The organism is Aestuariivita sp., from assembly GCF_049276915.1.
Taxonomy (GTDB): Bacteria; Pseudomonadota; Alphaproteobacteria; order Rhodobacterales; family Rhodobacteraceae; genus Aestuariivita.
In genome coordinates, this window is record NZ_JBASXK010000024.1 from 1 (window position 1) to 21661 (window position 21661).

At 59.8% G+C, this 21661-nt stretch carries 20 protein-coding genes; 13 read left to right on the plus strand and 7 right to left on the minus strand.

All coding sequences use genetic code 11. The features are described from left to right. From mnmE to WAO69_RS02265, 5 genes are all read left to right on the plus strand, one after another. Positions 1-1091, plus strand: a 1091-nt coding sequence (gene mnmE, locus WAO69_RS02245; RefSeq protein WP_422176308.1) for a tRNA uridine-5-carboxymethylaminomethyl(34) synthesis GTPase MnmE, incomplete at its 5' end; no start/stop codon positions are given. Between the two features lie 12 nt (positions 1092-1103). Beyond that, positions 1104-2966 (plus strand): tRNA uridine-5-carboxymethylaminomethyl(34) synthesis enzyme MnmG, encoded by a 1863-nt coding sequence (mnmG, locus tag WAO69_RS02250; RefSeq protein ID WP_422176310.1) that lies wholly within the window; start codon positions 1104-1106, stop codon positions 2964-2966. Next, complete coding sequence (rsmG, locus tag WAO69_RS02255) at positions 2966-3571, plus strand: 16S rRNA (guanine(527)-N(7))-methyltransferase RsmG (protein ID WP_422176312.1); 606 nt, start codon at positions 2966-2968, stop codon at positions 3569-3571. Before mnmG ends, rsmG begins: the two co-directional genes overlap by 1 nt. After that, complete coding sequence (locus tag WAO69_RS02260; RefSeq protein WP_422176314.1) at positions 3564-4373, plus strand: ParA family protein; 810 nt, start codon at positions 3564-3566, stop codon at positions 4371-4373. Before rsmG ends, WAO69_RS02260 begins: the two co-directional genes overlap by 8 nt. A gap of 17 nt (positions 4374-4390) precedes the next feature. Continuing rightward, the gene (locus tag WAO69_RS02265; protein WP_422176316.1) at positions 4391-5281 is read left to right on the plus strand and encodes a ParB/RepB/Spo0J family partition protein; all 891 of its coding nucleotides are present in this window, start codon (positions 4391-4393) and stop codon (positions 5279-5281) included. On the opposite strand, the gene hemW is transcribed toward WAO69_RS02265, so the two are convergent. From hemW to rph, 3 genes are read right to left on the minus strand one after another with little or no spacing between them, the layout of a single operon-like run. Further along, on the minus strand, positions 5278-6465 hold the full coding sequence (gene hemW / locus WAO69_RS02270) for a radical SAM family heme chaperone HemW (protein ID WP_422176318.1): 1188 nt from the start codon (positions 6463-6465) through the stop codon (positions 5278-5280). The genes WAO69_RS02265 and hemW overlap by 4 nt on opposite strands. Then, positions 6428-7039, minus strand: a complete 612-nt coding sequence (gene rdgB / locus WAO69_RS02275) for an RdgB/HAM1 family non-canonical purine NTP pyrophosphatase (RefSeq protein WP_422176321.1) — start codon at positions 7037-7039, stop codon at positions 6428-6430. The genes hemW and rdgB overlap by 38 nt, the downstream gene beginning before the upstream one ends. After that, a complete protein-coding gene (gene rph / locus WAO69_RS02280) occupies positions 7036-7749 on the minus strand; it encodes a ribonuclease PH (RefSeq protein WP_422176323.1) in 714 nt (237 codons plus the stop codon). Before rph ends, rdgB begins: the two co-directional genes overlap by 4 nt. 111 nt (positions 7750-7860) lie before the next feature. On the opposite strand from rph, the gene hrcA reads away from it, so the two are divergent. Both hrcA and WAO69_RS02290 read left to right on the plus strand, forming a co-directional pair. Beyond that, on the plus strand, positions 7861-8925 hold the full coding sequence (hrcA, locus tag WAO69_RS02285) for a heat-inducible transcriptional repressor HrcA (protein ID WP_422176325.1): 1065 nt from the start codon (positions 7861-7863) through the stop codon (positions 8923-8925). Between the two features lie 10 nt (positions 8926-8935). Then, on the plus strand, positions 8936-9496 hold the full coding sequence (locus WAO69_RS02290) for a nucleotide exchange factor GrpE (RefSeq protein WP_422176327.1): 561 nt from the start codon (positions 8936-8938) through the stop codon (positions 9494-9496). A gap of 60 nt (positions 9497-9556) precedes the next feature. On the opposite strand, the gene mutS is transcribed toward WAO69_RS02290, so the two are convergent. After that, positions 9557-12175: a DNA mismatch repair protein MutS gene (mutS, locus tag WAO69_RS02295; RefSeq protein WP_422176329.1), complete on the minus strand. Its 2619-nt coding sequence runs from the start codon at positions 12173-12175 to the stop codon at positions 9557-9559. Positions 12176-12326: 151 nt separating this feature from the next. Here mutS and WAO69_RS02300 point away from each other — a divergent pair, with 151 nt between their 5' ends. Together WAO69_RS02300 and WAO69_RS02305 are read left to right on the plus strand one after the other, a co-directional pair. Beyond that, entirely contained in the window at positions 12327-14582 is a 2256-nt protein-coding gene (locus WAO69_RS02300) for an NADP-dependent malic enzyme (protein WP_422176367.1), read from the plus strand. Then, positions 14582-15454 (plus strand): ribokinase, encoded by an 873-nt coding sequence (locus tag WAO69_RS02305; protein WP_422176331.1) that lies wholly within the window; start codon positions 14582-14584, stop codon positions 15452-15454. The genes WAO69_RS02300 and WAO69_RS02305 overlap by 1 nt, the downstream gene beginning before the upstream one ends. Here WAO69_RS02305 and msrA read toward each other — a convergent pair. Further along, positions 15451-16113, minus strand: a complete 663-nt coding sequence (msrA, locus tag WAO69_RS02310; protein WP_422176333.1) for a peptide-methionine (S)-S-oxide reductase MsrA — start codon at positions 16111-16113, stop codon at positions 15451-15453. The two genes, WAO69_RS02305 and msrA, sit on opposite strands and share 4 nt — an antisense overlap. A 147-nt stretch (positions 16114-16260) precedes the next feature. Here msrA and WAO69_RS02315 point away from each other — a divergent pair, with 147 nt between their 5' ends. Both WAO69_RS02315 and WAO69_RS02320 read left to right on the plus strand, forming a co-directional pair. Further along, positions 16261-17172, plus strand: coding sequence for a D-amino acid aminotransferase (locus WAO69_RS02315; protein WP_422176335.1), 912 nt, complete (start codon positions 16261-16263; stop codon positions 17170-17172). A 69-nt stretch (positions 17173-17241) separates the two neighbouring features. Then, positions 17242-17940, plus strand: coding sequence for an HAD family hydrolase (locus WAO69_RS02320; protein WP_422176369.1), 699 nt, complete (start codon positions 17242-17244; stop codon positions 17938-17940). Here WAO69_RS02320 and WAO69_RS02325 read toward each other — a convergent pair. Both WAO69_RS02325 and WAO69_RS02330 read right to left on the minus strand, forming a co-directional pair. Next, complete coding sequence (locus WAO69_RS02325) at positions 17930-18214, minus strand: SCP2 sterol-binding domain-containing protein (RefSeq protein ID WP_422176337.1); 285 nt, start codon at positions 18212-18214, stop codon at positions 17930-17932. The genes WAO69_RS02320 and WAO69_RS02325 overlap by 11 nt on opposite strands. 58 nt (positions 18215-18272) lie before the next feature. Further along, positions 18273-19496 (minus strand): argininosuccinate synthase, encoded by a 1224-nt coding sequence (locus tag WAO69_RS02330; RefSeq protein WP_422176339.1) that lies wholly within the window; start codon positions 19494-19496, stop codon positions 18273-18275. A 108-nt stretch (positions 19497-19604) separates the two neighbouring features. Here WAO69_RS02330 and ilvA point away from each other — a divergent pair, with 108 nt between their 5' ends. Together ilvA and WAO69_RS02340 are read left to right on the plus strand one after the other, a co-directional pair. Beyond that, positions 19605-20831 carry a threonine ammonia-lyase IlvA gene (gene ilvA / locus WAO69_RS02335; RefSeq protein ID WP_422176341.1) on the plus strand — a complete coding sequence of 409 codons (1227 nt, stop codon included), beginning with the start codon at positions 19605-19607 and terminating at the stop codon, positions 20829-20831. Positions 20832-20843: 12 nt separating this feature from the next. Continuing rightward, a complete protein-coding gene (locus WAO69_RS02340; protein ID WP_422176343.1) occupies positions 20844-21656 on the plus strand; it encodes an SDR family oxidoreductase in 813 nt (270 codons plus the stop codon). Positions 21657-21661: the final 5 nt, after the last annotated feature.

The window sequence follows — 21661 nt, forward strand, 5'->3', positions numbered from 1 at the left end:
ATCAACCGCGCAGCTTTACGGGCGAAGATGTGGTCGAGCTTCAATGCCACGGCAGCACCGCCATTATTGCGGCCGTCTTGTCAGAACTGTCCCGTCAGGAGGGGCTTCGCCTGGCCGAGCCGGGGGAGTTCACCCGGCGCGCGCTTGAGAACGGCCGCCTTGACCTGGCGCAGGTCGAAGGTCTTGCTGATCTGATCGACGCGGAAACCGAAGCGCAACGCAGACAGGCGCAGAGAACCTTTGCAGGCGCGCTGGGTGGTCTGGCGGAACGCTGGCGAACGGATCTGATCCGAGCCGCCGCATTGATAGAGGCAACCATAGATTTCGCGGATGAGGATGTTCCTACAGATGTTACGCCCGAGGTGAACAGCTTGCTGGCGCGTGTGGCGGACGAGCTGCAGCGGCAGACCTCGGGTATTGAAATGGCAGAACGCATCCGCAGCGGTTTCGAGGTTGCCATCGTTGGACCTCCGAATGTGGGGAAATCCACGCTTCTCAATCATCTGGCTGGGCGCGATGCGGCAATAACCTCGGAGTATGCCGGAACAACCCGGGACATTATCGAAGTGCGCATGGACCTGAGCGGCCTGCCTGTGACTTTGCTGGATACCGCCGGTCTGCGCGAGACCGAGGATGTTGTCGAAGGGATCGGCATCGATCTGGCCTTGCGACGCGCAAAACAAGCCGATCTGCGCGTTTTCCTGACAGAGGGCGATGGCCTTCCTCTTGAGCCCTTGCCAGAGGATATCGTCCTGCGCCCGAAGGCTGATCAGTCCGAGCAGAAGGAAAACGCGATCTCTGGCCTGACTGGTGAGGGCGTATCCGATCTGGTTGATCGCATTTCTGTGATTCTGAAAGCCCGCTCCCAATCTGCGGGCCTCGCCACCCGCGAGCGCCACAAGATTGCAATGGAACGGGCGTGCTCTGCCTTGATCGCGGGCCAGCAGATGATGTCCCTTGGCGCCGATCACTATGATATAGCAGCAGAAGAGATACGAACGGCGATTCGTGCTCTTGAATCTTTGGTGGGCCGTATCGACGTTGAAAACCTGCTGGATGAGATTTTCGCAAGCTTTTGCCTGGGTAAGTGAGGAGTGTTTCACGTGAAACATTTTGACGTCATTGTTATCGGAGGCGGACACGCCGGAGCCGAAGCGGCCCATGCCGCGGCCCGGATGGGTGCGTTGACGGCGATGATCACGCTGACCCGTGAGGGGATCGGCGTGATGTCCTGCAACCCGGCCATTGGCGGTCTGGGCAAAGGCCACCTGGTGCGCGAGATCGACGCGCTGGATGGCGTAATGGGTCGGGTGGCGGACAAGGCGGGTATCCAGTTCCGTCTGCTGAACCGGCGGAAGGGGCCCGCAGTCCAGGGCCCGCGCGCGCAAGCTGACCGCAAGATCTATCGCCAAACCATGCTGGCCGAGATCGAAGCGCGGGAAAACCTGCAGATCATCATCGGTGAGGCTGTTGATTTCGTGATGGAAGGCCCGCGAGTCGCCGGCGTTGTTCTGGGCGATGGCAGCGAGATCCATGCTGGTGCCGTTGTCTTGACCTCGGGAACGTTCCTTCGCGGGGTCATCCACATAGGGGACGTGGCCCGCCCCGGTGGCCGGATGGGCGACAAACCGTCCATCAAACTGGCGGAACGGATCGACTCCTTTGGCTTGCCTCTTGGGCGGCTGAAAACCGGCACGCCGCCTCGGCTGGATGGGCGTACGATCAATTGGGATGGGCTGGATATGCAGCCCGGTGATGATGAACCGACGCTGTTTTCCTTCATGTCGACAGCCGTTTCTGCTCCGCAGATCTCCTGCGGGATCACCCATACCAATGCGCGAACCCATGAGATTATCGAGGAAAACCTCAGTAAATCGGCGATGTACGGAGGTCATATCGAAGGTGTCGGCCCGCGTTATTGCCCCTCGATCGAAGACAAGATTGTCCGGTTTGCGGAAAAAACCTCGCATCAGATTTTCCTGGAGCCAGAGGGCGCGGATGACCACACGATTTATCCCAATGGGATCTCGACCTCACTGCCGCAGGATGTGCAGGAGGCCTATGTTCATTCCATTGTCGGGCTAGAGCGCGCGGTCATCCTTCAACCGGGTTATGCCATCGAATACGACTATGTCGATCCGCGCGCGCTGACGCTGCAGCTGGGTCTGAAGGATGTTCCAGGACTATATCTTGCGGGTCAGATCAACGGGACCACAGGATATGAGGAGGCAGCAGCGCAAGGACTGGTTGCCGGCCTGAATGCGGCGCTGGCGGTTCAGGGCAGGGAGGCGATCACGTTCAGCCGCTCGAACAGCTATATCGGCGTGATGATCGACGACCTGACCACCCGTGGCGTGACCGAGCCGTACCGAATGTTCACCTCGCGCGCAGAATTTCGGCTGTCCCTGCGGGCAGATAATGCAGACCAGCGGCTGACGCAGATTGGCGTTGATCTTGGTTGTGTGGGCGAGGCGCGCCGAAAATCCTTTGACGCCAAGATGGACAAACTGGGCGCTCTGCGTGATCGCCTGGGCGCGACGACCTATTCTCCGAAAGAGGCGCTGGCTGCGGGCATTCAGGTCAATCAGGATGGCACGCGTCGCACCGGGCTTGCCCTGCTGTCCTTTCCGGATGTCTCATTCGAGGATCTTTTGCCGCTGGACCCCGGTTTGGCAGAGTTCGACGATGCCACACGGCGGCAGATCGAACGGGATGCGCTCTATTCGAATTACATCGCGCGCCAGCAGAAAGACGTCGATTCCCTCAAGAAAGACGAGGCGCAACCGATTCCGCCCGAATTCGATTATCAGTCCATTGACAGCCTTTCGAACGAGCTGAAGACCAAACTTGATCGCGCAAGACCTGCCAACCTGCTTCAGGCCGCGCGTATTGACGGCATGACTCCCGCAGCGCTGGCGCTGATCCTTGGGCGGATCAAGCGGGACGCGCAAAAGAAAACCGCCTGATGAGAGGTGACATCCCGAATGTTTCACGTGAAACAGAGGAGCGTCTGCGCGCCTTCGCTGATCTTGTTCTCAAGTGGACCCCAAAGATCAACCTGATTTCCAGGAAGGATCAGTCGGACCTCTGGCGGCGACATATTCTTGATTCTGTTCAGGTCGCTCAATGCGGATACGCCTGCGATCATTGGGTGGACATCGGCACCGGGGGCGGCTTTCCCGGAGTGGTCGTTGCCGCCATGGCCAAGGAAACATGGCCACACACCCGGTTTACCTTCATTGAAAGCGATCAGCGCAAATCGGCCTTTCTGCGTACGGTAATCCGTGAGCTTGAACTGAACGCCAAGGTATTGTGTGACCGGATCGAATCTGCACCAGGGCAGGCCGCAGATATTCTGTCCGCCCGCGCATTAAGCGATCTGGCATCTTTGCTGGCCTTTGCCGACCGTCACCTTGATCCGGAAGGATATGCCTTGTTCCAAAAGGGCGAAAACTGGCAAAAAGAGCTTTTGGAGGCGCAGGAGGCTTGGACCTTCGACTGCGAAGCGATTACAAGTCAAACTCATGACGGTGCCGTCATCTTGAAGATCAAAGGAGTCTCGCGTGACTGACCTGTCCCGCCCTGTCGGACCGCGTATCATCGCTGTTGCCAACCAAAAGGGCGGCGTGGGAAAAACCACGACCACGATCAATCTTGCGGCTGCCCTGGCCGAACAGGACCGGCGCGTTCTGGTTGTCGATCTTGACCCACAGGGCAATGCCTCGACCGGATTGGGAATCGAGACCGCGCAGCGCATCGCAACAACTTATGAGCTTTTGGTGGATGACGCAGCTCTGGACGAGGTAATCCAGGACACATCTATCGAGAATCTGGCCATTATCCCCGCCACGGTCGATCTGAGCTCGGCTGACATCGAATTGATCGCCAATGAAAAGCGCAGCTTTCTCTTGCATGACGCATTGCGCCAGGTGGCGATGGATGCCTATGCGTTCGATTATATCCTGATTGATTGCCCGCCATCGCTGAACCTTTTGACGGTCAACGCGATGGTTGCCGCGCATTCCGTGCTTGTGCCGCTACAAAGCGAATTCTTCGCGCTTGAGGGGCTGTCGCAGCTTATGCTCACCATTCGTGAGGTGCGCCAGACCGCAAATCCGACGTTGCGGATCGAAGGTGTGGTTCTCACGATGTTCGACCGGCGCAACAACCTGTCTCAGCAGGTGGAACAGGATGCGCGGGACAATCTTGGAGATCTGGTCTTTGCCACGATCATCCCGCGCAATGTCCGCGTAAGCGAGGCACCGTCATTTGCGATGCCGGTGTTGTCCTATGATCCGACCTCGCAGGGGGCAAAGGCGTATCGCGCCTTGGCGCAAGAGGTGATGCGCAACCAGAAGAAACAGGCCGCTTGAGAGCAGAGGAGAGCTATATGACTGACAAAAAAGGTAAATCTCGTGGTCTGGGTCGCGGTCTGTCGGCTTTGATGGCCGATGTGCCCAATGAGGCGGCGCGCAGCTCCGCCGAGCCTGTGCGTGCGGCTGATCAATTCGTCCCGATCGAGAAAGTCACCCCGAACCCGGAACAGCCCCGCCAAAGCTTTGCCAAGGAGGCACTGGACGAACTGGCCGCATCGATCCGCGAAAAGGGGATCATTCAGCCCCTGATCGTGCGCGCCAAAGGAGCCGGTTACGAGATCGTGGCCGGTGAGCGCCGCTGGCGGGCCGCTCAGCAGGCCCAGCTGCACCAAGTGCCGGTGATCATCCGCGACTTTACAGATACCGAAGTTCTTGAAGTCGCGATCATCGAGAACATCCAGCGCGCAGACCTGAACCCGGTGGAAGAAGCCTCGGGCTATCGTCTGTTGATGGATCGGTTTGGCCATACGCAGGAAAAGCTGGCCGAGGCGATGGGCAAGAGCCGCAGCCATGTCGCCAACCTCATGCGCCTTCTGACGCTTCCGGTCGAGGTTCAGGACATGCTGCGCCAAAGCCTGCTGAGCGCAGGACATGCGCGCGCCCTCATCACCTCGGATGACCCGCTTGCGCTGGCGCAGATTGTTGTCAAGAAAGGCCTTTCGGTGCGCGAAACCGAAAAGCTTGCCAAGTCCGACTCTCAGCCGACCGCCAAGAAAACCAGGACCACGCGTCCAGAGGTCGAGAAAGATGCTGACACCAAGGCGCTCGAGGGCGATCTGTCAGCGATGCTGGCCATGAAGGTTCAGATTGATCACCCGGCAGGTCAGGAGGCCGGAGCGATCACGATCCGCTATGGCTCGCTTGAGGATCTGGACACGATCTGTCGTTTGCTCAGCAATCCCTAATCGCTGGCCAGTTCGGCAATAACCGAGTTCAGAACCATAAGCCCTTGATCTGTAACGGATAAACTCTGATTCCTTGCTGTCACCATGCCAAGATCGATCAGATGATCGATTGCGACCGGGTCAATCGCCGTGCCGGACAGGTTGCGGTATCTCTCCAGATCAATGCCATCGCGCAGGCGCAGCCCCATCAGCAGATATTCCTGGGCCTGTTCGTGGGGTGAAATCGGCATGCGCACCGATTCCGCACGACCCTGATCGACTGCCTGCAGCCAGGCCCCCGGTGCCCGCAGACATTCCGTGGCAAAGCGCTGCCCGTCCAGCGTGATCCGGCCATGCGCGCCGGGGCCGATCCCGGCATAATCTCCATACCGCCAATAGATCAGGTTGTGCCGGGATTCCGCGCCGGGCCTGGCGTGGTTCGAGACCTCATAGTTCAGCAATCCGGCATCTGTACACAGCGATTGCGTTACCGCGAACATATCCGCTGCAGTGTCATCATCCGGCAATCCGCGCAGCTTTCCGATCTTGTAGCGATCCCCGAAGGCGGTTCCGTCCTCGATGGTGAGCTGATAGAGAGAAAGATGATCAATCGCCATATTCAGAGCCTGTTTCAGCTCATTCTCCCAATCCGCGATGGTCTGATCCTGGCGGGCATAAATCAGATCAAAACTTACCCGATCAAAGCAATTGCGGGCGATATCAAAGGCGGCCATGGCCTCGCTCACCGAATGGATACGGCCCAACCTTTGCAGATCGCGGTCATTCAGCGCCTGTATCCCCATCGAGATCCGCGTCACCCCGGCATCGCGAAAGCCACGGAACTTTCCGGCCTCGACAGAACCCGGATTGGCCTCAAGAGTGATTTCAGGGTCATTTCCCATGGGCCAGAGCCGTTTGACGTGATCTAGGATCGCCGCAACGGTGTCCGGGGCCATCAGGCTGGGGGTGCCTCCGCCAAAGAAGATCGTGTTCAGCACGCGGTGGGGAAGCTCGCCGGCCACGCGATCCAGCTCATGAATATAGGCTCTGACCCAAGCTGATTGATCGATGTGGCGCACGACATGGCTGTTAAAGTCGCAATACGGGCATTTGGCTTGGCAGAACGGCCAATGGATATAAAGACCAAAGCCCCCGTTTTGCCAATCCTCAGCCAAAACAGCCTGAGACCAGTTTGGCGAAGGCATCCGCACGGTGGCTGATCTTGTTCTTTTCCCAGCGATCCATCTCGCCAAAGGTGATGTCATATCCGTCCGGCTGAAAGATCGGATCATATCCATGACCCTGGTTGCCGCGCATCGGCCAGACGATCTGACCGGCCATCACGCCGGGAAACACTTCGTCATGACCATCCGGCCAGGCCAGAACCAAGGTGCAGCAAAAACGCGCCTTGCGCGGGTGCGGCGCGCCCTTGGCCTCAAGCGCGTCGTGGGCGCGGGTCATGGCCATCACGAAATCCCGACCATTGGGCGTTTCCGCCCAATCGGCCGTATAGACACCCGGTGCACCGTCCAGACCGTCGATCTCGATCCCAGAATCATCGGACAGGGCAGGCAGCCCCGTGGCTTTGGCCGCAGCATGGGCCTTGATCCGGGCGTTGCCGACAAATGTGGTCTCGGTCTCTTCGGGTTCGGGCAGGTTCATCTCGGCGGCACCCACCACCGAGACTCCATATGGTTCAAGCAGATGGGCGATTTCGTCAAGCTTGCCCTGATTATGCGTCGCCACCAAAAGCCGGTCGCCCAAGAAAGCGCGTGTCATGCAGTTGCAGCCCTTTGCGCCGCAACCAGTTCTTCCACGCCCTTTTCAGCCAGATCCAGCATCTGGTTCATCTGATCGCGCGAATAAGAGGAGCCTTCGGCGCTCATCTGCACTTCGATCATGCGCTTGGAGCCGGTCATGATGAAATTGCCATCCACGCCGGCTTCGGAATCTTCGGGGTAATCCAGATCCAGAACGGGCTGACCGGCATAAATACCGCAGCTGACGGCGGCGACCGGGTCCAGCAGCGGGTCACTGATCACGTCTCCGGCCTTCATCAGCTTGTTCACCGCAAGGCGCAGCGCGATCCAGCCACCGGTGATCGATGCACAGCGCGTGCCGCCATCGGCTTGCAGAACATCGCAATCCACCGTGATCTGGCGTTCGCCAAGCGCTACGCGGTCCACGCCCGCCCGCAGCGAGCGTCCGATCAGGCGCTGAATTTCAACGGTGCGCCCGCCTTGTTTGCCGCTTGCGGCTTCACGGCGCATCCGCGTGTTGGTTGCGCGGGGCAGCATTCCGTATTCGGCGGTCACCCAACCAAGGCCGGACCCCTTGATAAAGGGTGGAACGCGGTCTTCAATTGTTGCTGTGCACAGCACATGGGTGTCGCCAATCTTGATCAGACAGGACCCTTCTGCATGTTTCGTGAAGCCTGTTTCGATTGAAACCGCGCGCATTTCACTTAAGTCTCTTCCTGAGGGTCGCATGGGAAATCCTTTTCTACCTGAGGTCGGGATACCGTCCCGCCCTCATATGATGCAAGCCCGATTGACCTTTGCTGCGGCTCGAATTTAATGGCACCCTGATGAGGGACATCAATGGCTGACGCTCCGTATCTGCTGCAAGAGATGAATGACCGCTCGCGCGAAGTCTTTCGCCGGGTGGTGGAATCCTATCTTGAAAACGGCGATCCCGTCGGATCACGCACCCTGACCCGCACCCTGAGCGAAAAGGTCAGCGCGGCGACGATCCGCAACGTGATGCAGGACCTGGAATATCTGGGCCTGTTGGACAGCCCCCATGTCAGCGCGGGGCGTATTCCGACGCAGATGGGTCTGCGCATGTTCGTCGATGGATTGCTTGAGGTCAGCGATCTGGATGAGGGCGATCGCGAGATGATCGACGCCACGGTTTCCAGCAATTCCAAGGATGTGGGCACTTTGCTGGATCGCGTCGGCTCGGCGCTTTCGGGTGTGACGCGCGGGGCCTCGGTGGTTCTGACGCCGAAACGCGAAGCCGCGCTGAAGCATATCGAGTTTGTCTCGCTTGCCCATGACCGGGCGCTGGTGGTTCTGGTCTTTACCGATGGGCATGTGGAGAATCGTCTGTTCACACCGCCGCCCGGACATACCCCGTCTTCGATGCGCGAAGCGGCCAATTTCCTGAACGCCCTGACTGACGGCAAGACCCTGACCGAATTGCGCAGTGTCATCCAGACCGAGATCTCGCGCAATCGCCGCGAGATTGATCAGTTGGCCCAGGCCATGGTCGAATCAGGTATGGCCATTTGGGACGGTGATACCATGGATGCCGAACGCCTGATCGTACGCGGGCGGTCCCATTTGCTGGACACCGAAGGTGCCGAAGACGAGCTGGAGCGCATTCGCACCCTGTTTGATGATCTTGAACGCAAGCGAGATATCGCTGATTTTCTTGAACTCACAGAAGATGGCGAAGGTGTGCGCATTTTTATTGGCTCAGAGAACAAACTTTTTTCACTTTCGGGTTCCTCTCTGGTGGTCTCTCCATATATGAACGCAGACCGTAAGATCATCGGAGCTGTGGGGGTGATCGGACCAACCCGCCTGAACTATGGGCGCATCGTTCCGATCGTGGACTACACCGCACAGCTGGTCGGCAAATTGATTTCCGACCGGAACTAGAGGTTTGAAAATGGCAGAGCCGAAAGAAGACGACTTTCTTGATGATATCAACGCCGCCGAGGCTGAAGCCCTGGCGGACGAGATCGCAGAGATCTCGGATGAAGAGATTGAGCTGGATACGCTGCGCGCCGAGCGGGATGACTATAAGGACAAGTTCATGCGCGCCCTGGCCGAGACGGAAAACGCGCGCAAACGCTCGGAAAAGGCGCGGCGCGAGGCCGAGCAATATGGCGGATCGAAACTGTCCCGCGACATGCTTCCGGTCTATGACAACCTCAAGCGCGCGCTGGATGCTGCGGGTGAGGGGGAGCGCGCCTCGGCCGCTGCCCTTATCGAGGGTGTCGAGCTGACCATGCGCGAATTGCTCAACGTGTTCAAAAGACATGGCATCACCGTGATTGCGCCGCAGGTCGGTGATCGGTTCGACCCGCAGCACCACGAAGCCATGTTCGAGGCCCCGCTGCCGGGCACAAAGGCCGGCGACATCATCCAGGTCTCGACCGAAGGCTTCATGTTGCACGACCGCCTGTTGCGGCCCGCGCAGGTCGGGGTGTCGTCCAATCCGGGCTGATGCTGCGCTGACGGTGCGGTCGGAGCCGGGTATTTGAGACCAGAAAGAAGCAGGGGGCGGTCAGGATCTGGCCGCCTCTTTCAGTTTATAGATCAGATCGAGCGCTTCCCTCGGGGTCAGCTCATCGGGATGGACCTGGGAGATCAGATCATCCAGGGGCGATGGTCTTGAGGGCGGGGGCGGGGGTTTTGCGGCAACCGAGAACAGCGGCAGATCGTCGATGATCGCCTTTTGTGTTCCGCCGCCCTCGCGTTCGCCTTTTTCCAGGGCATCCAGGACGACGCGGGCACGTTCGACCACGGATTTCGGCAGGCCGGCCAGTTGGGCGACCTGCACGCCATAGCTGCGATCGGCGGCACCCTTGTGCACCTCATGCAGGAAAATCACCTCGCCCTCCCATTCCTTGACCGCCACGGTGGCGTTATCGACGCCAGCGAGCTTGCCCGCCAGGGCGGTGAGTTCGTGGTAATGGGTGGCAAACAGGGCGCGGCAACGGTTCGCCTCGTGCAGATGTTCCAGCGAGGCCCAGGCGATGGAGAGACCGTCATAGGTTGCGGTGCCGCGCCCGATTTCATCGAGGATCACCAGCGCGCGGTCATCGGCCTGATTGAGAATGGCGGCGGTTTCCACCATCTCGACCATGAAGGTTGATCGCCCGCGCGCAAGATCGTCCGAGGCTCCGACCCGGCTGAAGATCTGGCTGACCATGCCGATATGGGCCGCCTCGGCGGGCACATAGCTGCCCATCTGGGCCAGAAGCGCGATCAGGGCGTTCTGGCGCAGGAAGGTTGATTTGCCGGCCATGTTCGGACCTGTGAGCAGCCAGACCGCCGCGCCGTCTTCGGCCGACAGGGTGCAGTCGTTAGCAATGAAGCTGGTACCGCCCTGTTTCTTCAGCGCCTGTTCGACCACCGGGTGGCGCCCGCCGGTGATGGCAAAGCCCCGCGATGTATCAACCTGTGGCAGGCACCAGTTCTCACCCCTCGCCAGATCGGCCAGAGAGCTTGCCAGATCGAATTCCGCCAGCGCTCGGGCGGTGGCGCTGACCCGCGCTGCCTGATCCAGAATTGCGCCGGAAAGCCCGTCATAGAGCCGCTTTTCGATATCCAGCGCCCGGCCTCCTGCGTTCAGGATCCGCGTCTCCATGTCCGAGAGCGGCACGGTGGTAAAGCGCACCTGGTTTGCGGTGGTCTGGCGGTGGATGAATGTGTCCGACAGGGGCGGTGACATCATCTTTTCGGCATGTGTTGCCGTGGTTTCGATGAAATAGCCCAGCACATTGTTATGCTTGATCTTGAGCGAGGGGATTCCGGTCTGGGTGGCATAGTCCTGCTGCATCTGCGCGATGACCGATCGGCCCTGGTCGCGCAGAGTGCGCGCCTCGTCGAGTTCATCGTCATAGCCTTGGGCGATGAAACCGCCATCGCGCGCCAAAAGCGGGGGTTCGGCCACCAGCGCCGCATCCAGCAGATCAATCAGCGCGCCATGCCCGCGCAGATCCGTGATGGCGCTGACCAGCAGATCGGGCAGGGCGAGGGGTGTCGCGTGGACGGCGATCTCGTCGGCCTGGGTCAGCCCGTTGCGGATCGCAGCGAGATCACGCGGGCCGCCGCGCCCAAGCGACAGGCGTGACAGGGCGCGATCCAGATCCGGAACCTTGCGCAACGCCGCGCGAATGTGATCGCACAGGGTGCTGTCCTCTACGAAAAAGCTGACGGCATCGAGGCGGTGTGACACCGTTGCCAGATCCCGCGAGGGGCTGGAGAGGCGTTGTTCAAGCAGGCGCGCGCCCCCGGATGTTGTCGTGCGATCCATGACCGCCAGGAGCGATCCCGCCCGCCCCCCAGACAGGGCATGGGTCAGTTCCAGGTTGCGCCGGGTGGCCGCATCGATCTGTACGACCCGCTCCTGCGCCTCGCGTTGCGGCGGTTGCAGCAGCGGGAGTTTGCCTTTCTGAGTGATGTCGAGGTAATCGACCAGGGCACCCATCGCGGAAACCTCGGCCCTTTCGAAGGGCGCGAAGGCATCCAGCGTACTGACCGAGAACAGATCACAGATGCGCTTTTGGGCATTCGTGCTGTCAAAGCTGGCGCGTCTCAGTGGGGTCATCGCAATCCCCAGATCCGAGGTCAGTTCCAGCAAATCGGATTCGGATGCTTCTGACACGATCAGCTCGGAGGGGGCCAGGCGTGCCAGTTCCGGTGAAAGCCGCGCGGGCGAGATCGGCATGACATGGAACGCGCCGGTCGAGATATCCGCCCAGGCCAGCGCGGCAGACCCGCGCACATCCATATAGGCCGCCAGGAAATTGTGCCTACGCGCTTCCAGCAAAGCGTCTTCGGTCAGCGTTCCGGGCGTGACCAGCCGGACGACACCGCGTTTGACCACGGATTTCGATCCGCGCTTCTTTGCCTCTGCCGGGCTTTCCAACTGTTCACAGACTGCAACGCGAAAGCCCTTGCGGATCAGCGTCAGCAGGTATCCTTCGGCGGCATGAACAGGAACGCCGCACATCGGGATGTCATCGCCGTCGTGTTTGCCGCGTTTGGTCAGCGCGATATCCAGCGCCTCGGCGGCGGCGACGGCATCGTCAAAGAACATCTCGTAGAAATCGCCCATGCGATAGAACAGGAGCGCATCGGGATGCGCCTCCTTGATCTCAAGATATTGCGCCATCATGGGCGTGATCGTGTTCAACGCCGAACCCCCCGGTTTCGCCTTGTGCGACCTTACAAATCACACCCACGGGGCGAAAGGCGAAAACGCAAGACCCGTTGAGGCGCTGCGCCGCCTGCGTTATGACTTCGCAGCCGCACAGGGAGAGCAAGAGATGGCCAATACCAAGATCACGTCCGAAGAGGCTTTGGCCTTTCATCTGGAGCCCTCACCCGGCAAGTTCGAGATCACCGCAACCGTGCCGATGACCACGCAGCGTGACCTGAGCCTGGCGTATTCGCCCGGCGTTGCCGTGCCCTGCGAGGCGATCGCGGCCAATCCCGAAACCGCCTATGATTATACCAACAAGGGTAACCTTGTGGCCGTGATCTCGAACGGGACGGCGGTGTTGGGTCTGGGCAATCTGGGCGCGCTGGGCTCCAAGCCGGTGATGGAGGGCAAGGCGGTTCTGTTCAAACGCTTTGCCGATGTGAACTCGATCGATATCGAGCTGGACACCGAAGACCCGGATGAGTTCTGCAAAGCGGTTCGGCTGATGGGCCCGACCTTTGGCGGCATCAATCTGGAAGACATCAAGGCACCGGAGTGTTTCATCATCGAACAGCGCCTCAAGGAAGAGATGGATATTCCCGTCTTTCACGATGATCAGCATGGCACGGCGGTGATCTGCGCGGCTGGCCTGATCAACGCGCTGCATCTGTCGGGCAAGAAGATCGAAGACGTCCGCATTGTGCTTAACGGAGCCGGTGCCGCAGGCATCGCCTGTCTCGAGCTGTTGAAATCCATGGGCGCGCGCCATCAGAACTGCATCATGTGTGACACCAAGGGCGTGATCTATCAGGGCCGGACCGAGGGCATGAACCAGTGGAAATCGGCCCATGCGGTCGAGACCCAGATGCGCTCTCTCGAAGAAGCGATGAAAGGGGCTGACGTGTTCCTGGGGGTTTCGGTCAAGGGGGCTGTCACGCAGGACATGGTCGCCTCGATGGCTGACAATCCGGTTATCTTTGCCATGGCAAATCCCGACCCTGAAATCACGCCAGAAGAGGCGCATGCGGTGCGTGTCGATGCCATCGTGGCCACCGGGCGCAGCGATTATCCCAATCAGGTGAATAACGTATTGGGCTTTCCCTACCTGTTCCGTGGAGCGCTGGACATCCATGCACGCGCCATCAATGACGAGATGAAGATCGCCTGTGCCCATGCCCTGGCTGCCCTGGCGCGCGAAGATGTGCCGGACGAGGTTGCCCTGGCCTATGGCAAAAGCCTTTCGTTCGGGCGCGACTACATCATCCCGACGCCGTTTGATCCGCGTCTGATCTGGCGCATTCCTCCGGCGGTGGCCAAGGCCGGGATGAACACGGGCGCGGCACGCCGCCCGATCATCGACATGGAGGCTTATGAGCTGAGCCTCAAGGCCCGGATGGACCCCACGGCAAGCATCCTGCGCGGTCTCAACTCGCGCGCGCGCGCTGCCCAGTCGCGGATGATCTTTGCCGAAGGCGATGACCCCCGTGTTCTGCGGGCCGCCGTGACCTATCAACGCTCGGGCCTTGGCAAGGCGCTGGTGGTCGGCCGGTCCGACGATGTCAAAGCCAAGCTGGAACAGGCAGGCATGGGTGACGCCGCCCGCGAGCTTGAGGTGGTGAACGCGGCCAATACCTCGCATCTGGAAACCTACAAGACATTCCTGTTCAACAGGCTCAGCCGCAAGGGCTTTGACCGTCAGGATATCCACCGCCTTGCCGCGCGTGACAGGCACGTTTTTGCCGCGCTGATGCTGGCGCATGGTCATGGGGACGGGCTGGTCACGGGTGCCACGCGCAAATCGGCGCATGCGCTTGAACGGATCAATCACGTGTTTGATGCCGACGCGGCGCATGGGGCGGCGGGGATCACCGCCTTGCTGCACAAGGGGCGGATCGTCCTGATCGCCGATACGCTGGTGCATGAATGGCCCGACAGCGAGGATCTGGCCAATATCGCCGAACGGGCGGCCGATGTCGCGCGACACATGGGGCTGGAACCGCGCGTGGCCTTCGTGAGCTTTTCGACATTCGGCTATCCGGTGTCCGAGCGTGCGGAAAAGATGCACCAGGCACCGCGCGTTCTGGAACGGCGCGGCGTCAGTTTCGAATTCGAAGGCGAAATGACCGTCGACGTGGCGCTGAATGCGCAGGCGCAGGCGCAGTATCCGTTCTGTCGTCTGTCCGGACCGGCGAATATCCTGGTCGTGCCTGCCCGGCATTCCGCCAGTATCTCGGTCAAGCTGATGCAGGAAATGGGTGGTGCCACGGTGATTGGCCCGATCCTGACCGGCGTCGACAAGCCCATTCAGATCGCCTCGACCCAATCCACGGCCAATGACATTCTCAACATGGCGATCCTGGCCAGTTGTGAGATCGGCTGATGACGATCTGGAACCTGGGTTCGATCAATCTGGACATGGTCTATGGCCTGCCCAGCCTGCCGCGTGCCGGTGAGACGGTGGCAGCCGACACCAGATCCGAGTTCCTGGGCGGCAAAGGGGCCAACATGTCCGTTGCCGCCGCCCGCGCCGGATCGCGTGTCTGCCATATCGGCGCTGTGGGCGTGGATGGGCGCTGGGCGCAGGAGAGGTTGCTGGAATATGGCGTCGATACCCGCCATATCGCGCAGGTCGACAAACCCACCGGCCATGCCATCGTCGCCGTCGAGGCGTCGGGCGAGAACCAGATCATCATCTTTTCCGGGGCAAATCGCGCCATTCCCCCGGACGTGATCGCCCAGGCTTTGTCCGAGGCGCAAACCGGTGACCTGCTGATCCTGCAAAATGAAACCAATGCCCAGGCCGATACCGCGCGTCTGGGTCATGAGATGGGCCTGACCGTCTGCTATGCCGCGGCACCCTTCGACGCCGGGTCCGTTCAGGCGGTGCTGCCCTACCTTGATCTTCTGATCCTGAATGCGGTCGAGGCCGGGCAACTTGAAACCGCGTTGGGCAAGCCGATCACCGACATGGCCGTGCGTGATATCATCGTCACGCTTGGCGCGGATGGCGCGCGGTGGATCAATGCCGAAACAGGCTCTGATCAGGCGTTTTCCGCCCGAAAGGTCACCGCTGTCGATACCACCGGGGCGGGCGATACCTTTACCGGTTACGTGCTGGCCGGGATGGATCGCGGCCTGCCCATGGCGCAGGCGATCTCGCAGGCGAACCTGGCGGCATCGATCATGGTGACGCGCCATGGCACGGCAGATGTCATTCCCGATCTGAAAGATCTTCAGGATCTGATGCTTTAGCTGCCCGCAAAGGGTGCCGCATTGCCCCACAACTGGCGCACGCGGTGATCGCGGCCACAGGCCTGACGGTAAAACTTGTATGCGCTGGCCTTGGTTTTCGGGCCCGCCCGGGTTATCACCAGACCACTGCTTTTATAGTAATCCTGATGATAGGCCTCGGCCTCGTAAAACGTGCCTGCGGACAGGATCGGTGTCACGATCGCCTGTCCAAGTTCGGCCTGCGCTTTTGCCAGCGCGGCCTGTGCAAGCGCCTTTTCTTCCGCGTTAGAGACGAAAATCGCGGTGCGATAGCTGTCGCCACGATCGCAGAACTGACCGCCTGCATCTGTCGGATCAACCGAGCGCAGAAAATCGTTCAACAGCGCCTCACGCGATACAACGTCGGGATCGAACTGGATCTGAACGGCTTCGTAATGGCCTGTATTGCCGGCAACCACCTGCTTGTAGCTGGGGTTTGACACCGATCCGCCGGTATAGCCCGAGACCACCTCTTTCACGCCCGGTACTTTTTCGAAATCGGCCTCGACACACCAGAAACATCCGCCCGCAACGGTCAGGGTTTCGGTCTGCGCTGCATGCGCCTCGGTGCCTTTCAGGGCAAAGCCCGCGACAATCAAAAGGGTCAGGGCCAGTGATTTGATACTGTCGATCGTTTTCATGGATCCACCTCCGGTACAGGTCCAGCTTGTCCCCGGATTCCGAGTCGCGCAATCACCTGACATCAGATGTCACGCGGTGGTGACCGGATTTTACCGCTTGGCACTTGTGTCATGCTTGCCTAGCGTCCCCGTCAAAAGGAGAGCGTCATGTCCGATCACGTCACCACCCATCAGGCCCAGGAAGATGCACGAAACGATACGATCCTGATTTATGTGAACGGTCGGATCGTGCCCAAGGCGCAGGCCACGGTCAGCGTCTATGACAGCGGTTTCATGTTGGGGGACGGCGTCTGGGAGGGGTTGCGCCTTTATGACGGGACATGGGCCTTTCTGGATGAACATATCGACCGGCTGTTCGAGGCCGCCAAGGCCATTGATCTGGATATCGGATTGGATCACCAGGGCGTGGTTTCCGCTTTGTTAGAGACACAAATCGCCAATCAGATGACCACAGATGCCCATGCCCGCCTGATGGTGACACGCGGGGTCAAGACCCGCCCGTTCCAGCATCCCGGCCTCAGCCGGTCCGGGCCCACGATGGTCATCATCATGGAGCATTCCAAGCCATCGATTCCCCGCCCGATCCGTCTGGCGACCGTGCCTCACCTGCGCGGCCTGCCGATGACACAGGACCCCAAGCTGAATTCACATTCCAAGCTGAACTGCATCCTGGCGTGTATCGCGGCTGAAAAAGCCGGTGCGGATGAGGGGTTGATGCTGGACGTGCATGGATTCGTGAACACCACGAATGCCTGTAACTTTTTCATCGTGCGCAAGGGTGAGATTTGGACCTCGACCGGGGATTACTGCATGAACGGGATCACGCGGCAAAAGGTGATCGACGTCTGCCGCGCCGATGGTATTCCGGTCTTCGAGCGCAATTACTCGCTTGTCGATACATACAGCGCCGAGGAAGCCTTCCTGACCGGCACGTTCGGCGCCCAGACTCCGGTTGGTGAAATCGACGGGCGTCAGATCGGAACCGGGCAGATGGGCCCGATGACGATGCGCATCCGCGAGCTCTACAAAGCCCTGGTCGAGGCCGATGCAGCGGGTTGAGGCGATGTACAAAACCAACGCCTTGCCCGGTTTCACATGTACAAAACGCACAAAATCGGGGTCACGCAGATGAAAATCGCCATGTGGTCGGGCCCGCGCAACATCTCGACCGCGATGATGTACGCCTTCGCCGCGCGCCCCGATTTCGCCGTCTGGGACGAGCCGTTCTATGCGCCCTATCTGGCTGCAAGCGGCAGCGATCACCCGATGCGAGATCAGATCATCGCCACGCACGAGGCCGATCCGATCGCCGTAGCGGCCCGGTGTTCGGGCGCTATCCCATTGGGAAAAAAGCATTTTTACATGAAGCACATGCCGCTTCACATGTTAGAAGGTTTCCCTTTGGACTGGGCGGCGGATTGCGTGAATGTGCACCTCATCCGCCATCCCGCGCGGGTCATCGCCAGCTATGCGGCCAAGCGCGAACAGCCCACCCTCGATGACATAGGGTTTCGCCAACAGCTTGAATTATATCTGAAATTCCCGGGTCCTGTGCTGGAAAGCACGGATATACGCCGTGATCCCAAAGCCATGCTGACTGCGCTGTGCAAGGCCATAGACCTGGACTGGGACCCCGCGATGCTGCACTGGCCCGCAGGCCCAAAACCCTTTGACGGAGTGTGGGCAACCCATTGGTACGGGGCTGTGCATCTCTCGACCGGATTTGCTGAGAAAGAGGGTGATTTGCCCTTGTTAGAGCCTGATATGGCACAGCTGGCCCAGCAGGCCCTGCCGTATTACGACGCGCTCAGAGCCTTCAAGCTTTAAGCAAATCCGCCAGCCTCATCGCCACCGCCGGATTGCCCGAGATCTTTATCTTGCCCATCATCACCGCCGTCATGGCGTTCAGTTTACCCGTCAGCAGCTTGACCAGGTTTTCCTCGGACAGGGTCAGGGTGCAATCGGTGTCGCGATCCACATCCGTCGCCGTCCCGTCCGCCAGAACAATCACACCGGCCTCGCCACAGTCGAACTTGAGGCTTCCCTCGAAGGGGCGGTTCTCAAGCCCGGCCTGCAGTTCGGGAAGAATCTCAGACAGCATGTTGGTTTGCCCTGTGGTCAGATGCGGTGCAAAGACGCAAAAGCGGCTCTAACATGGGTTATTTGACCCGCCGGTTGCGTGCTGCGATCAGTTTAAGACGCAGCGCGTTCAGCTGGATGAACCCGGCGGCGTCCTTCTGATCATAAGCCCCTGCATCGTCCTCGAAGGTCACATGGGCTTCGGAGTACAGGCTGTGATCGCTCCAGCGTCCGACGCACCGCGCACTGCCTTTGTACAGCTTCAAGCGCACCGTGCCGGTCACATGGCCCTGGCTGGCATCAATTGCCGCCTGCAGCATTTCGCGTTCAGGCGAGAACCAGAAACCGTTATAGATCAGTTCGGCATAGCGCGGCATCAGTTCGTCCTTGAGATGCGCGGCCCCGCGATCCAGCGTGATCGATTCGATTCCGCGATGCGCCTCCAGCAGCAGCGTGCCACCGGGCGTTTCGTAAATCCCGCGGGATTTCATGCCGACAAACCGCCCTTCGACAAGGTCAAGTCGCCCGCAGCCATGTTTGCCGCCCAGCTCATTCAGCTTGGTCAAAAGCATCGCCGGAGACAGCATTTCCCCATTGATAGAGACTGCATCGCCCTTTTCGAACCCGATCTCGACATACTCGGGTGTATCTGGCGCATCCTCTGGATGAACGGTGCGTTGATAGACATAATCCGGGGCCATTTCCGCGGGATCCTCCAGAACCTTGCCCTCGGACGAGGTGTGCAGAAGGTTCGCATCGACTGAAAACGGCGCTTCGCCGCGTTTGTCCTTTGCGATCGGAATCTGGTTTTTCTCAGCAAAATCAATCAACTTGCTGCGCGAGGTCAGATCCCACTCGCGCCAGGGTGCGATCACCTTGATATCGGGGTTCAAGGCATAGGCGCTCAGCTCGAACCGCACCTGATCATTGCCCTTGCCGGTTGCGCCATGTGCGACCGCATCCGCTCCGGTTTCGGCGGCGATCTCGACAAGGCGCTTGGAGATCAGTGGGCGCGCAATCGAGGTGCCCAGAAGATAAAGCCCCTCATAGACCGCATTGGCGCGGAACATCGGGAAGACGAAATCGCGCACGAACTCTTCGCGGACATCCTCGATATAGATGTTTTCAGCCGGAATCCCCAGCATCAGAGCCTTTTCACGCGCAGGCTCCAGCTCTTCGCCCTGGCCCAGATCGGCGGTGAAGGTCACCACTTCGCAGCCATATTCGGTCTGCAACCATTTCAGAATGATCGACGTGTCGAGACCGCCGGAATAGGCAAGGACAACTTTCTTGGGCGCGGACATTGGGGCTTTCCTTTTTGGCGAAGAACGGCTGGCTGTTACCGGGTTTTGTGGCCGTGAACAAGCCAGCCCGCGCTTGCTTTGGCTGTCGAGCTGCGCCACAGAAGGCGGATGAGTGATTTTCGTGACAGGGCCCGTGCGGCCACCGAAGAAATGCGTCGGGTGTTCGAGCCGACGCCCTTGCAGCTGAATGCGCATCTGTCTGAGCGCTATGGTGCCGACATCTGGCTCAAGCGCGAAGATCTGAGCCCGGTTCGTTCCTATAAACTGCGTGGCGCGTTCAATGCGATGCGCAAACTGCCCGATCAAAAGCTGTTTGTCTGCGCAAGTGCCGGCAATCACGCGCAGGGCGTGGCTTACATGTGCAAGCATTTCGGCGTGCATGGCGTGATCTTCATGCCGGTCACCACGCCTCAGCAAAAGATTCAAAAAACGCGGATGTTTGGCGGGGATCAGGTTCAGATCACGCTGATCGGCGATTATTTTGACGATACGCTGGCCTCTGCTCAGGCCTATGCTGCGGAACATGGCGGGTACTTCCTGTCGCCTTTTGACGACGCGGATGTGATCGAAGGCCAGGCCTCGGTCGCTGTCGAGATCGAGGAACAGCTGGGCCGCGCGCCCGATTTCATCGTTTTGCCGGTCGGCGGCGGCGGGATGTCATCAGGCGTGGCAAGCTATCTGGGGGATCGGACCTATCCGTTTTTTGTCGAGCCGAAAGGCGGGGCCTGCCTGCGTGCGGCCCTGGCAGCGGGTCATCCCGTGCAGTTGGATCATGTGGATACATTTGTCGATGGTGCTGCCGTTGGCCGGATCGGTGAGCTGACCTTTGAGCTTCTCAAGCATACGCCGATCCGCGACGCGCTGGTTCTGCCCGAGGACCGGATCTGCACAACGATCATCGAGATGCTGAATGTCGAAGGCATCGTTCTGGAACCGGCAGGCGCGCTGGCTGTCGAAGCCCTGAGCGACATTGCCCGGCAGGTGCGCGGCAAGACCGTGGTCTGTCTGACATCGGGCGGGAATTTCGATTTCGAACGCCTGCCCGAAGTGAAAGAGCGCGCCCAGCGTTACTCGGGCACAAAGAAGTACTTTATTCTGCGTTTGCCGCAGCGACCTGGGGCGCTGAAGGAATTCCTGAACATTCTGGGGCCCGATGATGACATCGCCCGGTTTGAGTATCTGAAGAAATCGGCGCGAAATTTCGGATCTGTTCTGATCGGGATCGAGACGACTCTGCCCGAGAATTTCGACCGTTTGTTCGCGCATCTGGATGACGCGGGGTTTACCTATACCGACATCACCAATGATGAGACGGTGGCGCAATTCGTTCTCTGAGGGAGGTGCTTGATGGACGTATCTGGCAAGACGGCAATCATTACTGGTGGAGCCAGCGGTATCGGTGAGGCGATCGCGCGTGCAATGGCTGCGGCTGGCGCAAATGTCGTGATCGCCGATCTGAACGGTGATGCGGCGATCGCGCTTGCGGCCGAGATTGGCGGCATCGGCATGGCCTGCAACGTCGTGCACGAGTCCGATATTCAGGCTGTGGTGGCCGCGGCGACGGAACGGTTCGGGCAGGTGGATATCTTTGTGTCCAATGCCGGCCTGGGTCGCGGAGAGCCGTCGCATGCCGCTTCGGCAAGCGACAAGGTCTGGCAGCTGAACTGGGATGTGCATGTGATGAGCCATGTCTACGCCGCGCGCGCCGTTTTGCCCTCAATGATCGAACGCGGTGACGGCTATCTGGTGAACATGGCCTCGGCGGCGGGTTTGCTGAACCAGATCGGTGACGCCGCTTACAGCGCGACGAAACATGCCGCTGTGAGTTTCGCGGAATCGCTGGCCATCGCTCATGGGGATGACGGCATAAAGGTATCGGTGATCTGTCCGCAATATGTGGCGACCCCACTGATCGGTCTGAGCGCCGAGGATGCGGCAGGCACGCCCGCCTTGCGCACGCCCGAACAGGTTGCCCAAACAGTGATGGAAGCGATTGCAGACGAGCGGTTCATGATCCTGCCGCATGAAGAGGTCGCGCAATTCGTCAATCTGCGGGCCGCCGACAGGGAGCGTTGGCTGAAGGGCATGCGCGGCTTGCGTGCCAAGGCGCTGCGTGACTTTGGTGCGCTGAAGCTGACCGAGTTCTACAAGCTGATGTGACCTGC